12 protein-coding genes are annotated in these 15,736 nt (G+C 44.8%); 8 read left to right on the forward strand and 4 right to left on the reverse strand.

The features are described from left to right. Nucleotides 1–15: 15 nt before the first annotated feature. The 7 genes from AC3CKG_RS09075 to AC3CKG_RS09105 all read left to right on the forward strand — a co-directional run bounded on the left by AC3CKG_RS09075 (nucleotide 16) and on the right by AC3CKG_RS09105 (nucleotide 9,749). Complete coding sequence (locus tag AC3CKG_RS09075; protein WP_065111252.1) at nucleotides 16–1,059, forward strand: response regulator; 1,044 nt, start codon at nucleotides 16–18, stop codon at nucleotides 1,057–1,059. A 32-nt stretch (nucleotides 1,060–1,091) separates the two neighbouring features. Next, nucleotides 1,092–4,766 carry a hybrid sensor histidine kinase/response regulator gene (locus tag AC3CKG_RS09080; RefSeq protein ID WP_488528213.1) on the forward strand — a complete coding sequence of 1,225 codons (3,675 nt, stop codon included), beginning with the start codon at nucleotides 1,092–1,094 and terminating at the stop codon, nucleotides 4,764–4,766. Nucleotides 4,767–5,059: 293 nt separating this feature from the next. Then, nucleotides 5,060–6,031 carry a tripartite tricarboxylate transporter substrate binding protein gene (locus AC3CKG_RS09085; RefSeq protein ID WP_009846588.1) on the forward strand — a complete coding sequence of 324 codons (972 nt, stop codon included), beginning with the start codon at nucleotides 5,060–5,062 and terminating at the stop codon, nucleotides 6,029–6,031. A 245-nt stretch (nucleotides 6,032–6,276) separates the two neighbouring features. Further along, entirely contained in the window at nucleotides 6,277–6,777 is a 501-nt protein-coding gene (locus AC3CKG_RS09090; protein ID WP_065111250.1) for a tripartite tricarboxylate transporter TctB family protein, read from the forward strand. A gap of 10 nt (nucleotides 6,778–6,787) precedes the next feature. Then, nucleotides 6,788–8,308 (forward strand): tripartite tricarboxylate transporter permease, encoded by a 1,521-nt coding sequence (locus tag AC3CKG_RS09095; protein ID WP_009846586.1) that lies wholly within the window; start codon nucleotides 6,788–6,790, stop codon nucleotides 8,306–8,308. 196 nt (nucleotides 8,309–8,504) lie between these two features. Then, a complete protein-coding gene (locus AC3CKG_RS09100; RefSeq protein WP_488528214.1) occupies nucleotides 8,505–9,263 on the forward strand; it encodes a sulfite exporter TauE/SafE family protein in 759 nt (252 codons plus the stop codon). Nucleotides 9,264–9,557: 294 nt separating this feature from the next. Continuing rightward, on the forward strand, nucleotides 9,558–9,749 hold the full coding sequence (locus AC3CKG_RS09105) for a hypothetical protein (RefSeq protein WP_009846584.1): 192 nt from the start codon (nucleotides 9,558–9,560) through the stop codon (nucleotides 9,747–9,749). Nucleotides 9,750–9,867: 118 nt separating this feature from the next. Here AC3CKG_RS09105 and AC3CKG_RS09110 read toward each other — a convergent pair whose 3' ends face one another. Further along, nucleotides 9,868–10,281 (reverse strand): VF530 family protein, encoded by a 414-nt coding sequence (locus AC3CKG_RS09110; protein ID WP_004733589.1) that lies wholly within the window; start codon nucleotides 10,279–10,281, stop codon nucleotides 9,868–9,870. Nucleotides 10,282–10,703: 422 nt separating this feature from the next. On the opposite strand from AC3CKG_RS09110, the gene AC3CKG_RS09115 reads away from it, so the two are divergent. After that, nucleotides 10,704–11,864, forward strand: a complete 1,161-nt coding sequence (locus AC3CKG_RS09115) for an HD-GYP domain-containing protein (RefSeq protein ID WP_488528215.1) — start codon at nucleotides 10,704–10,706, stop codon at nucleotides 11,862–11,864. 129 nt (nucleotides 11,865–11,993) lie between these two features. Here the strand turns inward: AC3CKG_RS09115 and gnd are convergent, their stop codons facing one another. The 3 genes from gnd to zwf are packed head-to-tail and all read right to left on the reverse strand — an operon-like array spanning nucleotide 11,994 to nucleotide 15,686. Then, nucleotides 11,994–13,442, reverse strand: a complete 1,449-nt coding sequence (gnd, locus tag AC3CKG_RS09120; protein WP_488528216.1) for a decarboxylating NADP(+)-dependent phosphogluconate dehydrogenase — start codon at nucleotides 13,440–13,442, stop codon at nucleotides 11,994–11,996. Between the two features lie 28 nt (nucleotides 13,443–13,470). Further along, nucleotides 13,471–14,187 (reverse strand): 6-phosphogluconolactonase, encoded by a 717-nt coding sequence (gene pgl, locus AC3CKG_RS09125; RefSeq protein WP_065104019.1) that lies wholly within the window; start codon nucleotides 14,185–14,187, stop codon nucleotides 13,471–13,473. Beyond that, nucleotides 14,184–15,686 (reverse strand): glucose-6-phosphate dehydrogenase, encoded by a 1,503-nt coding sequence (zwf, locus tag AC3CKG_RS09130; protein ID WP_065104020.1) that lies wholly within the window; start codon nucleotides 15,684–15,686, stop codon nucleotides 14,184–14,186. Before zwf ends, pgl begins: the two co-directional genes overlap by 4 nt. Nucleotides 15,687–15,736: the final 50 nt, after the last annotated feature.

Below are 15,736 nucleotides of genomic sequence, written 5' to 3' on the forward strand. Positions count from 1 at the left end.
TTTTAGGGACGAAAAATGAATCAAATTACGACAGATAAACCCATTATTCTGGTTGTTGATGATATCCCAGACAACATCCATACACTCTCAGGGATCCTCAACGACGATTTTAAGATCAAAGCAGCGACATCTGGCGAAAAAGCATTAAAGATAGCTTCCTCCTCACCAAAACCTCATCTAATTCTTCTCGACATCATGATGCCGATTATGGACGGCTATGAAGTCTGCCGCCGACTTAAAAGCGACCCTGTCACCTCTGACATTCCAGTGATCTTTGTTACCGCTAAGACAGATGTAGTTGATGAGCAACGTGGTTTTGAATTGGGCGCCGTGGATTACATCACCAAGCCTGTTAGCCCACCGATTGTCAAAGCGCGGGTTGCTACCCATATTTCTCTGTATGACCAAAACTTGGCACTTTCTCGTAAAGTAAGGCAGAGAACGGAAGCTCTGGCAATGAGTCGATTGGAGATAATCCGTAAGCTCGGTCGTGCAGCAGAGTACAAAGACAATGAAACGGGAATGCACGTTGTAAGAATGAGTTACTACTCGAAAATTCTTGCTCAACACTTGGACGTTAATGACGATTGGGTAGAACTTCTTTTCCAAGCCGCACCAATGCATGACATAGGGAAAATCGGTATCCCCGATTCCATATTAGGCAAACCCGGAAAGCTGGATCCTGATGAATGGGAAATCATGCAAACACACGTCACCATTGGTGGTGATATTATTGGTGACAATGACTCTAAACTACTCAAGCTTGCGCAAGAAATTGCGCTCTATCATCATGAAAAATGGGATGGTAGTGGCTACCCTCACAAGCTATCCGGTGAAGATATCCCTCTCAGCGCGCGAATTGTAGCGATTGCCGACGTATTCGACGCACTGACCAGCGAACGCCCATACAAAGAAGCTTGGCCTATTCAAAAAGCCATTGAACTGATTCAAGAACAAGCTGGCCATCATTTTGATCCTAACTTAGTGCCTATCTTCATAAGTAAGCTCGACGAGATGTTAGCGATCAAAGACTCTTTTTCTGATGAACCAGAACACTAAGTTCGCTGGTACTTTATAAATACAGGTATTTTATGAATACTGTTTCAAGATTTGCTAACGATTCGAAAATAATCTTAGTCTCTTTTCTCGTAGCGGCTATCGTTGTGTTTTCCGTCGCAGTGGGCGCTTGGATTAATCTCAATAACCGTTTCATCGGCGTTGAAGAATACGCTTCCAGTACTCGTGTGCTGACCTCCCTAGATAAACTGCGTGTTTATGAGCTGTCTTTCAGTAACGACTACAACGAACAAGTCATTGCTAGCTTTAATAAAGAAGCAGAAAAAACGGTTCCTTTAGCCAATGAGTATGCTAACCAATATGCTGCGTCACTGCCAATCAATCTACTGACGGAGTATTTGATTCAATTCAAGCAATATGCCGAAATTATTGAATTAAACCAATCGACCCGGGCGCTTATGAATGAACGTTCCAATGCAGCGACAGAACTGTTGCGGGAAATTAGGAACTTACACAACCAAGCCATTAACCAAAACATTCAAAACATCAGAGGCCTGAGGTTAACCAGTGAAGAACTCACCAACATTGCCTTAAAAACCAGTCAACTCACCACTCTCGCGGTTAATATACAAAACCTCGAAAAAGAGTATTTACTCGACGGTAACCTAAAGACCTACTCATTAGTCAAGCTAGAGATGCAAGAGGCTTCACAGTTAATCCTAGAGTTACAAGGTCAAATCACAGATGACAAAGGACAACAGCTTTTAGCAATCGTTGATAAAGCAAAAAATCGCTATTACACCAACTTGGTTCAACTTCAGGGTGTACCCATCTCGTCGAAAAAACTAAGATCCTCGCTTATCAATCAGGTCACCCTGAGTGGTTCTGAGTTTTCTCGCTCGGTTGGTTTGCTCTATCAAACCAAACAGAGTCAAGTCGCGGAATTGAATCATCTCGTTTCTCAATCTCAAGCAGAACTCTCTTCCCAATTGCTCATTGGGCAAGACCTATTGGCAATTCGCACGCTACTAAGCCGTTCAAATCGATTCAACCGAGATTTTCTGCTCGCAAATTCAAAGGAACAGAAGCTCATCGCCGACAAAGTGTCACATGTAATTAATGAGATGCAATCTAAATCAAGCAACGCACAACGACTGATTGCCTTGTACGCACCAGAGGTAAAAATTACTGCCTTTGACGACCATATCAGCGTTTATGAGGCGCAATTCACTGAGTTAGTGAATTCACAAAGGCAGAGTCATCAGTTACTCAAAGCGATGGATAAAAATTTCTTAGAGCTGCGAGATTTCGTTTCTCAGCGTCACTTGGCTGAAAGTGTCAATGTTAAAGACTCGTCCAGTGTGACTTACCATTTGGCCGTGGGTGGTGTGATTTTCTTCATCATTATCTTGTTGATGGGGTTACTCGCTAACAAAGCACATTCAGCGTTAGAAACCTTCGCGCACAGCCTAGCTGCTGCACGTGATGAAGCCGATGCCGCCAATCATGCGAAATCAGATTTCTTAGCTAATATGAGCCATGAAATTCGTACGCCAATGAACGCCATCATTGGTATGAGTTACTTAGCATTGAAAACAGATTTAACCAAGGCACAGCGTAACTACATTCACAAAGTGAAGCTCTCTTCCGATACCCTACTGGGGCTAATCAATGACATTCTCGATTTCTCGAAAATTGAAGCAGGAAAACTCGACATAGAGAAAGTCGATTTCCATCTAGAGAATGTGCTCGACAACATAACTAACTTAGTCGGGCTGCGCGCGTCAGAACGAGGTCTAGAACTACTTATCCAAGTCGATAGAGATGTGCCGACCAATCTTATTGGCGACCCTTTAAGGCTTGGGCAAATATTGATTAACCTAAGTAACAATGCCGTCAAATTCACGGAAAAAGGTGAAGTGAAGATCTCTATCTCTGTCGCGGAAAGGCAAGGCGATGATATCAAATTGAACTTTGCTGTTTCAGACAGCGGAATTGGTATGACACAAGAGCAAGCCGCTAAACTGTTCAATAAGTTCACTCAAGCGGATAGCTCTACCACTCGAAAATATGGCGGTACAGGCTTAGGCTTAGCGATCAGCAAAGAGCTCAGCCAATTGATGGGTGGAGACATTCACGTCTCAACAGAACTTGGTAAGGGCTCAACCTTTTCGTTTACGATTGCCACTCGCGTTAGTCACTCAATTCAGCAGCATCGAGTTGTAGTACCTACTTCAATTAACAATTTGAAAGTCTTGGTCGTCGACGATAACTCCAGTGCTCGCTTGATCATGGGCGATATCCTAGAGTCGCTCAAACTAACTCCAACGCTGAGTTCATCCGTTGATGAAGCGCTTGCTGAGTTACACACTGCCGACGCTCAAAGCCAGCCATTCGATTTAGTGATATCGGATTGGAAGATGCCTAAGCGAGATGGTGTCGACTTACTTGAAGCTCTAAACCTCGGGCAACCGTTAAGCATGATGCCTAAGATGATGATGTTGACCGCTTACGATCGAGAAGAACTTGCAGAAGCTATCCAACAACGCGGCTTTGAGATTCCGAGCATTCTCGACAAACCCATTACCTCCTCTCATCTCTATGATTCTATCGTTTCCCTCTATGGACTCGACTCAGACCGCGTATCTCGCAACGAATTGGAACAACAGAATCAACTCGCTAACGTGCAACAACTGGCTGGAGCTAACATATTGCTAGTTGAAGACAATGAGATAAACCAAGAGCTCGCAACAGAGCTTTTAGAAGGGCAGCAAATTAAAGTGACCATTGCCGAGAATGGTCAGCAGGCGATAGACCTTTATCAACAAGCCATAACTGACGACGTGCCTTTCGATGGTATTTTGATGGATTGCCAAATGCCAGTGATGGACGGTTACGAAGCAACCCTGCATATTCGTAACAAGATAAAAGACGCACAAATCCCAATCATTGCGATGACAGCAAACGTGATGGAGCGGGATAAAGAAAAAGCACTCAACTGTGGGATGACTGACATTATCGCTAAACCGATTGATGTCGGCTCGATGTTCGCGACCTTAGCCAATTGGGTGTCACCTTCTAACCCAGTGCAATTTAATGTTGCATTGCAAGAATCCCCTAACGCTCCACAAGATAGCAACAACGCAGAAAAAGTACCTGAGGCATTACCAATCATTAACGGTCTTGATACCAACATGGGATTAATGAGGGCGAGCAACAATCACACCTTATACACGAAGCTATTGAAACGATTTGTTGAAGCCTACTCTGACAAAAGCACCTTAACTGTCGAACTATCAAGTAGTGCTCAACAACGTTACTTGCACACTCTCAAAGGTGTGGCCGGTAACCTAGGGGCTAACAACTTGCATAGTCTATGTGAAAACCTAGAATCCGAAATCACCGATGACGACCTAAAAGAAAAGGTCATCAAAACCACGATTGAACTCAGCCAAGAGATCGCTAACTCGATCTGCCACACAACAGTCGCCACCGAGAATACACGTGACCAACAAACAAAGCTGGAGACATCGCCTAATCAGCCAAGTACTGAACTATACGGCCAATTATTAGAAGCGGTATCCAATGATGACACCGAAGCTCTCAACATTGTTCTTAACATTGAGGACGGTGCTGTGGTTGGGCTAACACCTTCGGAATTTAAAAGGTTGGAAAGCGCACTCGAGGAGTTTGATTTCGATAGCGCGACTGAACTGCTAAAAGGCTCAGCGCTGGCTAGTTCATCATGATCGAGAAACACTAAATATGTCATAAGTTACAAACTGTTAAAGAGAGCCCAAGTGGCTCTCTTTTTTCTTCTGGTTCCAACAGTAAGGACATCCTCACCTCCCCGTGAACTTTATGCACTTTATTCACCCAATGTTCTTTATCCTCAATATCGCCGCATTACAGACAATTCATTAACACATCGTTAACTTTAACTTCATCTGCTAAGCAATACCCTACTCGTGTGTTTAGCAGCTAGATATAAAACATAAGTTTCTCTCCATTGAAGAGATCCCCTACATAAGGAACGTGAACCATGTTCAAGGCACTGAAACCTACTCTTGCGGCTTCTATCATCGCAGCAACCTTTTCTTTTAACACTTTTGCTGCTGACGTAGAGAAAATCCACTTCCTAATCCCTGGCGGCGCTGGTGGCGGTTGGGATATGACGGCTCGTGGTACGGGTGATGTATTAGTGAAATCCGACATCGTAGAAAATGTCTCTTTCCAAAACTTGTCTGGTGGTGGCGGCGGTAAAGCCATTGCACACCTAATCGAGACGGCTCAACGCCAAGAAGACACGCTGATGGTGAACTCAACACCTATCGTTGTGCGCTCGCTGACCGGTATCTTCCCTCAATCTTTCCGCGACCTAACACCCGTTGCAGCAACTATTGCTGACTATGGTGCAATCGTTGCGTCTGCGGATTCGAAGTACAACACTTGGGAAGATGTAGTAAAAGAGTTCGAAAGCAACCCACGTAAAGTGAAAATCGCAGGCGGCTCGGCTCGTGGCAGCATGGACCACCTTGTTGTAGCGGCAGCGTTCAAAGGCGAAGGTTTTGATGCGAAGAAAGTGCGATACATTGCTTACGATGCAGGTGGTAAAGCAATGGCGGCTCTATTATCTGGCGAAACGCAACTGCTTTCGACAGGCCTTGGTGAAGTGCTAGAAATGTCTAAATCAGGCCAAGTAAAAGTATTGGCAGTAACGGCACCAAAACGTCTTGATGCGGCACCAAACATCCCAACACTGACTGAGTACGGCAACGAAACAGTATTTGCTAACTGGCGTGGCTTCTTCGCTGCACCAGGCACTAGCCAAGCAAAAATCGACGAGTGGAATGTAGCGCTTGGCAAAATGTACAAGACTGATGAATGGCAAGTGGTTCGTGACCGTAACGGTTGGATTGACAACTACAAAGCTGACAAAGATTTTTACGCCTTCCTAGAAGACCAAGAAAAACAGATGGGCGACCTAATGCGTGAGCTTGGTTTCTTGAAATAACCAGCAACCATAGAGGGTCTATGTGCCCTCTTACTCTTTCCTTGTTTCGCCGTACATGAGTTAACTTCAAACTCCTTTGTTTATTCGTAGACGTATTACTAACACTTGCCGATTCGTTGTAAACGCAAGTGGCTGATAAACCAGTACCGTAATTCGCTTACCTTTGGTTAGTGATCCCAGACATTTCATTAACTCGCTCATGTACGGCTTTTTTAATTTCTATACCATCCTAAATGGAGTTGGATATGTCGGACTTACCAACCAAATTTTTGAGTAAGGAATCTTTGCTATCGAAAGATCGCATCGGAGCCATGATCTTTATGCTGGCGTGCTTGTGCTATGGCTACCAAACCACGCTAATTCCTTTGTTTCCCGGTGACGAATACGAACCCTTCACTGCAAGAACTTTACCTACCCTATTAACGTTTATCGGCATCGGCCTGTCGTTGATCCTACTAGTTACAGGACAACCGGACCAGAAGGTTTCATGCGACACAACGCCGTTGAACTGGAAGCTGCTCATTGGCTTTTTAGTGTTAATGGCTTTGTACGGTGTTGGACTGACTTATCTTGGCTTTGTTTTAGCAACCAGCTTCTTCTTGCTCGCTGGCTTTTACCTATTGGGTGAGCGCCGTAAATCTGTTCTATTTGGCGCGTCATTTCCTTTCGTTATCGCGTTCTTTTTATTATTAACTCAAGGCTTAGATATCTACCTAGAGCCTGGTTTAATCTTCACTCTTTGGTAGGGATAACATTATGTTAGACGGAATTTTACAAGGACTTTCGACCGCTGTGATGCCAATGAACATCATGATGGTAATTGTGGGCTGCTTCGTGGGTACCTTCATCGGTATGCTTCCGGGGCTAGGTCCAATTTCAGCAATCGCGTTGATGATCCCGATTACATACGGCCTAGATCCTTCTTCTGGCTTAATCTTAATGGCAGGTGTGTACTACGGCGCAGTATTTGGTGGCTCAACGTCATCAATCTTAATCAATGCTCCAGGTTGTTCTTCAACGGTAGTAACCGCATTCGACGGCTACCCTATGGCACAAAAAGGCCAAGCTGGTAAAGCGTTGGCACTAGCAGCCTACTCTTCTTTCACTGGCGGTACGCTGTCAGCAATCATGCTTTTGATTGCAGCACCGGCTCTAGCAAGCGTCTCATTGAGCTTCCAGTCGTCAGACTACTTCGCATTGATGTTGTTAGGTCTATCGGCTGTAGCTGCGTTTGCGGGCCCAGGCCAGGTAATAAAGGCGTGGATGATGACCATTCTTGGTTTGATGCTATCTACTGTTGGTATCGACAAAGGCGTTGGTGTTGAGCGTTTCACGTTTGGCCTAACAGACCTAATGGATGGCTTTAGTTTCCTACTTCTTGCTATGGCAACCTTCGCTTTAGGTGAGACTTTAATGGGTATTTTGAAACCTGAGAAAGACACCAGCGGCGAAGAAAGCCAAAAGATGGCCGATATTGGCAGCATGAAAGTGACTAAAGAAGAGTTCAAAGAAGTCGCGCCCGTTTCGATTCGTTCTTCAATTCTTGGCTTCTTCACTGGCGTGCTTCCAGGTGCTGGCGCGACGATCGCAGCTTTCTTAAGCTACGGCATGGAACGCAGCCTAGCGCCAAAAGACAAGCAGAAAGAGTTTGGTAAAGGCAGTATTCGTGGTCTTGTGGCTCCTGAATCAGCAAACAACGCAGCTTCAAGTGGTTCATTTGTACCGCTGTTAACACTCGGTATTCCGGGCTCTGGTACTACAGCAATCATGCTCGGTGCATTGATTGCCTACGGTATTCAGCCGGGTCCTCGCTTGTTCGTTGAGCATCCAGATGTATTCTGGTCGGTAATTATCTCGATGTACTTTGGTAACATTGTACTGGTTATCTTAAACCTACCGCTGATCCCATATATCTCTAAACTGCTAGCGGTACCAAGAACGGTACTACTGCCAATGATTATCTTCTTCTCAATCACAGGCGTGTACTTGGTGTCTTTCAACACGATGGATGTGTTTGTGATGCTAATTGTGGCAATGGCGGCGATAGCGTTAAGGCTGGCCAACTTCCCACTCGCACCGTTACTGCTTGGCTTCATATTAGGTGGTTTGATGGAAGAAAACTTGAGACGCGCACTGATGATCAGTGATGGTGAACTCAGCTTCCTTTGGGAACGCCCTATCACCATGACCTTCACTATTTTAGCGGTATTGGTTCTATCTAGTCCGATTCTGGTTAAGCTGTTCAAGAGCTTTAGAGCAAAGCCTGTTGAAGTGTAAACTTGGCTTAGCTTAGAAAAACAAAACGAAATAAAGGGAGCCTCAGGCTCCTTTTTTCGTATCAGTCATTTCAAAAAACCACAGCTCTAAGATGGTAGCAAACTCACAAACCGACTCCTGAAAAACACATATCCCTGATATTAATAACAAAATCAAGTAAGGTGATTCATCATTTAACGCATTGGATTCTAAAACTATGGATTGGTTGATTCTATTCTTGTCAGGTGTGATTGGTGGCGTGTTGAATTCCATTGCAGGAGGAGGCAGCTTCATCACCTTCCCCGCTCTATTGTTTGCAGGTGTTCCACCAATAGCAGCCAACGCGACCAATACCTTTGCTTCGTGTGCTGGATACATTAGCGGAGCCTACGCTCTGCGCCACGAAATTCAATCTGGTACCAAACAACTCAAGCTCGTTGTTGGGCTATGTGTAATTGGTGGCGGCATTGGTGCATTTTTACTACTACACACGCCAGAAGCGCTATTTACCCAATCCGTACCTTGGTTATTACTGTTCGCCGCTCTACTTTTTACCTTTGGTGGCACACTCAATAAATGGCTAAAGAAAGTAACCGCTAAACATAAGCACGCCACCAGCGCAGGCGCGTTCTTTTCAGCGTTATTACTTTTGATCGTGTGTATTTATGGTGGTTATTTTAATGCAGGCTTAGGCATTGTGACATTGAGCTACTTGGCACTGGCAGGGTATACCAATATCAACGTGATGAATGGCATCAAATTGTTGGTATCAGCATGCGCATCACTCGCGGCAATCGTGTTCTTCGTTGTGAATGGTTCGATTGATTGGCCGTCAGGCATGGCCGTTTTGTTTGGGACATTGGTCGGTGGTTACTATTCAGCAAAAGTTTCTCGTCGTATCCCACAACAATATGTTCGCACCACAGTGATCATTGCGAGCTTTTTGATCACCGCTTACTTCTTCTATGCCAGCTAAGTTTTATGCGAAATACGTTCTATGCAAACTAGCTTTTACTCGAACTACTTCGTGCTGCAATCACGGTTTCCGTTAGCTGAACACAACGTAAATCGTTAAGCATTGAAGAGGTGCCAAAGAAACCTTAAATCCATCATTGGTTATTTTATGAACCATAAAATAACCAAGCCAAAATGTGTGAGACGAGCCCTTTAATTAGCAAATTTGATAACAATTTAGACTGTTTTTTAGCCTTTATTTTGCTAAAGGTGGGATAATTCTCCTGTCGAAAGTGAGACTTCATTAGGAGGCGTTATGAACATTAAACTCGGTCATGTCATGTCATCAAGTCGACTCATTTGCTTTGTCGCTTTTCTTGCTGCCACATTCGCGTGGATTCTAAAAATGCCCGCTCTGTTTTCTGTGTCAGCGCTATTCTTACTGATAAGCGCTATTGTCTATGGCGTTGACCTTTGGAAGAATCAAAGAAAGAACCGCGAAGCTTAAGGCGAACGACTAAAGCGACACGCATTAAAAAAGGAGCACTTAGGCTCCTTTTGTATTTTATGCTTATCGCTTTAGCTGATTAGGCTATTTCGACGGCTTTTCTAGCGACGCCTTTCTATTAGCGACGGAAATTACGACCGTTGCCGCCACGACGCTCTTTAAATGCAGACGCCGCTTTAGCTTGTGATGCTAGAATCGATTCAACCGTTAATTCCATTGGCTCACGAGGCTCTAACCCGTGACGGAATGTACGTGAACGCGGAGGCATCTGGTATTCGATATCTGAAGCTTTAGGCATGCGCTTGAAACGGTAAAGGTAGAAATTCTCTACTTTCTCACGAGCCCACTCTGTTTTCTTCAAGTATTTAACGGCACTTGCTACTGTCGGCTTAGTGTTAAAGCAGTTCATGCGCATTGCTGCATCCAAAATTTCCCAACCGTAATGATCCACTAATTCAGTGATCATGGTGTCCAGCTTTAAGCCATGCAGTGGGTTGTTTTGTTGCAGTTCGATTCTTTCTTCTTCAGTCATAACATTACCTTTTCCAAGGCAACTAAAGGCCTTGAATTTACTCTAGAACACCATCATCACTGACCGCTTCTAGCTCAATCATTTGGGCATATCATCCATTGCCCTTATCTATGCCTTTATGATGGCATAAAGCATGCTCGTTATCCTATTTATCTTTCAATTTAATTTTAAAATGGTCACTTACCATCCTGATGTTGCGTGTAATACAGCCGCCCCTCCTAAAAGGGTCTCTCTTAACGATCCACCAAACTCGCTCAAGTTAACAAAAACCATGATAGAAGAATGAAATATCCCTACTTTACCAATGGAATTTAAACTTATTAGAACGCAGTGTTGCTAATTAACAGCGAGGTGCTATGTTAGAAGTGGTATAGAAACCTACTAATAATGATATTAAACAATGATATAACTATAAATAAAGGTTGGCTTTGACCATGTTTGACTACTCCCAAATCAGCAGAGTAGCCGCCCAAGATAAAGACATTATCGCTATCGTTGATGATCTCTTTCGGCTAGCTCGCGAACATTACCCCATTCTGTCTAGGCTTTCGGTCGTGCTGTGCAATGAAAATAGAGCATCGAATTATTTTGTTTCGGATACTCTGTGCCAAGAAGCTGAGCATCGCTACATCGAGCAAGAACTTAAGCCAGAATCAGCTTTATCTAGAATGGCTGAGTCTTTAGATACTCGAATCATCCACGACCTCACCACCATTAGCCCAACCAAACAAATATCTCACCTGCTCGATATCGGTCATCAAAGCAGTTACACAACACCTATTCATCATCAAGAAAGTAATCTTGGGTTTGTGTTTATCAATGCTTCATCCACGGGGTTCTTTGCTAACCAAACTATCCAGTGTGATATCGCTTATCTCACTCAAGTGATCTCTAGCCTTTTCGTTCAATGGTTTGAGCGCCAACGTCACTTTCAATCCGCTTTGGCAATTGCTTTAAACATGGGTCATGCTCGAGACCCAGAGACTAAAGAACACCTCATTCGCATGGGTAAATACAGTGAACACATTGCTCGTACTCTGTCGCACAGCAAGGAAGAAATAACGCACCAATTCATTCACCGAATTCGGCTGTATGCGCCCTTTCACGACATAGGTAAATATCGAATTCCAGATAAAGTGCTATTCAGTAGCGCACGCTTTAATGAAGAAGAAAGAGCCGTCATGGACAACCACACCTTGTACGGTGAAGAAATGATTAACAATGTGGTTGCCCTATCATGCCATAGCGCTATGTGTTCTGAGGAAATTCAATTCATTAAAAATATCGTACGTCATCATCATGAAAGGTTTGATGGCACAGGGTTGCCCGATGCTTTGAGTAACACAGCGATACCGCTCGAAGCACGCATCGTGACATTAGCCGATGTATTCGATGCGCTGATGAGCAAAAGAGCCTATAAGCACGCGTGGACACTCGATGACGTCATGGATTACATTGAGGCTCACTCGGGTTCGATGTTCGACCCTGAGTGTGTTGTGGCTCTTAAACAAAACCTAGATGGCTTTATGGCAATTAGGGAGCAATACAATGATGATGTTCAACCGCACGTCATGACAGCTTGAACTGTAACGCCTTGGTTGTGTAGACCAAAGAAAACGCGAACCAACAAAAAAGGATGCCAATTGGCATCCTTTTGTTTTCTAGTTTCAGCTGAAAGAACGAACGTGTTCTTTACTGATTCTAACTAACGATTATACGTCGTAAGTTGTAGAAGCAGTGTCGCCGCCTGTACCAGTCCAGTTTGTGTGGAAGAATTCACCACGTGGACGGTCAGTACGCTCATAAGTGTGAGCACCGAAGTAGTCACGTTGAGCTTGTAGAAGGTTCGCTGGAAGACGAGCTGTAGTGTAGCCGTCTAGGAACGTTAGTGCAGAAGTCATACATGGCATTGGGATGCCCGATTCCATAGACTTAGCTGCAACTTTACGCCAAGCGCCCATGCAGTTGTCTAGGATGCCTTTGAAGTATGCATCTGAACCTAGGAAAGCGATCTCTGGGTTCGCTTCGTAAGCATCACGAATGTTGCCTAGGAATGCAGAACGGATGATACAACCGCCACGCCACATAAGAGCAACGTTACCGTAGTTTAGATCCCAGCCGTTTTCGTTCGACGCTTCACGCATTAGCATGAAACCTTGAGCGTAAGAGATGATCTTAGAAGCAAGTAGAGCCTGACGGATTGCATCAACCCACTCTTGCGTGTCGCCTTCAACTGGAGCAACAGTCTTGTCGAACAGTTTCTCAGCTTCAACACGTTGATCTTTAAGTGCAGACAGGCAACGAGAGAATACAGACTCAGTGATTAGAGTCAGTGGGATACCCATGTCTAGTGCATTGATACCTGTCCATTTGCCTGTACCTTTTTGGCCAGCAGTGTCTAGGATCTTCTCAACTAGCGCTTCACCGTCTTCATCTTTGTAGCCAAGGATGTCAGCAGTGATTTCTACTAGGTAGCTATCTAGCTCAGTTTTGTTCCAGTCAGCAAATACAGCCTGCATTTCGTCGTGGTTCATACCTAGGCCATCTTTCATGAACTGGTATGCTTCAGTGATAAGCTGCATGTCACCGTATTCGATGCCATTGTGAACCATCTTAACGAAGTGACCAGCACCGTCGTTACCAACCCAATCACAACAAGGCTCACCCGCGTCAGTTTTCGCAGAGATACCTTGGAAGATAGGCTTAACCGCTTCCCAAGCTTCAGGAGAACCGCCTGGCATGATAGAAGGACCGAAACGAGCGCCTTCTTCACCACCAGAAACACCCGTACCGATGAAGTGGATGCCTTTCTCACGAAGAGCAGCAACACGACGGTTAGTGTCTGGGAAGTTAGTGTTACCACCATCAATGATGATGTCGCCTTTGTCTAGAAGTGGTACAAGCTTGTCGATGAACGTATCTACAACGTCACCAGCACGAACCATAAGCATCACTTTACGTGGCGCTTCTAGCTTCTCAACTAGCTCTTCTAGAGAGTAAGCACCAACAATGTTAGTACCTTTAGCTGGGCCTTCTAGGAACTCGTCTACTTTCGCAGCAGTACGGTTGTGAGCCACAACTTTGAAGCCGTGGTCGTTCATGTTTAGGATAAGGTTCTGACCCATTACTGCTAGGCCAATTACACCGATATCACCTTTCATTATTTTATCTCCTTGCGGCTATTCGCACTTATGCGATAGCACTTGCTGCATTTGAATCTAGGAACCACTCTGTTTCGCCAGTTTTAGACTGGATTTTCGCTGCCGGGTAAGGCAGTTCTGAAGCAGGAGTTGTATGAATTTCTTTAACGATCTCAACTTTACCTGCACCCAGTACTAGGTAGCTGATTCGTTTTGCTGCTTCTAAAACTTTCGCCGTTTTAGAAACACGGATCTGGCCCGACTCTGGGTGAGAAGCTAATACAGATAGGTTCTCATCTTGGTAGTCAGTTGCGCCCGGGAATAGTGAAGCTGTGTGGCCGTCTGCGCCAACACCTAGCAGGATCCAATCGAAAACAGGCGTGCCGTTTTCTGTTGGAATCACGTCTGCCATTTCTTTCGCAAAACGCTCTGCTTCTGCTTTTGGCTCATCTTCACCACGGATGCGGTGGATGTTTTCAGCAGGAAGGTTTACTTGTGTAAACAGCAATGCGTTTGCTTCACCGTAGTTACTTTCGGCGTCGTCTGGTGCCACGCAACGTTCGTCGCCCCACCAGAAATGAAGGTTATTCCATTGAATGCCTTCTGCATATGGTGCTTGAGCTAAAAGCTTAAAAAGCATTTTTGGCGTGCTGCCACCCGACAGTGAAATGTGAACAGGTTTACCCTGCTCGCTGTAAGCTTTCATTTCGTTTGCTAGGTTTTCAACGACTAATTCAGGCGTTGCAAAGATCTTGTGATTGATCATAGTTCGCAGTAATCCGTGTCTGTTAAGTTTTTGCATGGGAAACGCCATGCGCGGCCATCACGCTGCAGAAGCTCATCGGCTTCTTGTGGGCCCCAAGTACCACAAGCATAGCCAAACAGTGCTTGAGGGTCTTGCTTGAAATCTAAGATCGGTTGAACGTACTTCCAACATGCTTCTACCGCATCGGTACGCGCAAACAGAGTCGCATCACCGTTTAGTGCATCAAGAAGAAGACGCTCATAAGCTGTTAGCATTTGAGTTTCAGGCAAATCAGAGTAAGAGAAGTTCATTTTCACTTCTTTTGCTTTAAAGCCTGCACCTGGCTCTTTCAAACCAAAGCTCATCTGAATACCTTCATCCGGTTGGATACGGATAATCAGCTTGTTCTCTGGTGCATCTTGACCAAACACTGGGTGTGGTGTGTTCTTAAAATGAATCACGATTTCAGTCACACGTGTTGGTAAGCGTTTACCCGTACGTACGTAGAAAGGAACCCCATTCCAACGCCAGTTGTTGATGTGTGCTTTAAGACCAATGTACGTTTCAGTACGAGAGTCATCTGCGACACCATGCTCTTCGCGGTAACCAGGCAAGTGCTGACCACGAACGTCTGATGCTGTGTATTGACCTAGAACCAAATCTTTACGTAAGTCGTCTTCTTCCAGTGGTTTCAGACACTGAAGTACTTTAACCACTTCGTCACGAATAGAATCTGCATTGATTTGTGCAGGTGGCTCCATACCAACCATTGCTAACACTTGTAGCAGGTGGTTTTGGAACATGTCACGAACTGCACCAGAACCATCGTAGTATCCGCCACGCTCTTCAACGCCAAGGAACTCAGCACCTGTGATTTCAACGTATTCAATAAAGTTACGGTTCCACAGTGGTTCAAACATCGCGTTTGAGAAACGAAGCACTAGAAGGTTTTGTACCGTTTCTTTACCAAGGTAATGGTCGATACGGTAGATCTGGTGTTCTTGGAAGTGATGATGGATCTCTTCATCCAGCGCTTGAGCTGATGCTAGATCGTAACCAAATGGCTTCTCAATGATCAGACGACGCCAGCCGTTCTTCTCATCGTTCAGGCCATGTGCAGCAAGGTTTGCTGGAATCACACCGTAAAGGCTTGGCGGGGTTGCCAAGTAGAACAATGTGTTATGGTTTTCGAATTGGTAGTCTTGCTCAAGCTTGTCCAGACGTTGTGCTAGACGAGCGTAATCGTCTACATCTGAAGTGTTGATCGCTTGATAATGCAGATGTTCAATAAATGCATTCAGCGTCTCTGGCTCAGTTTTTTCCATTTCCTGAAGAGACTTCTTCAGCTTCTCACGGTAAGACTCGTCGCTGTACTCAGTACGGCTCACTCCAAGAATCGCAAAAGATTCTGGAAGTTGATTGCTAGCATACAGGTGGTACAAAGCAGGAATTAACTTGCGGTAAGTTAGATCTCCCGACGCACCAAAAATAACGATGCTGCTGTTTTCAGGTATTACCATCATCTTTCCTATAAAAACAAGGTTTTTAGTATTCGCCAAAGGTATCAGCG

The sequence above is a fragment of the Vibrio sp. QJM3NY_15 genome, from assembly GCF_057785995.1.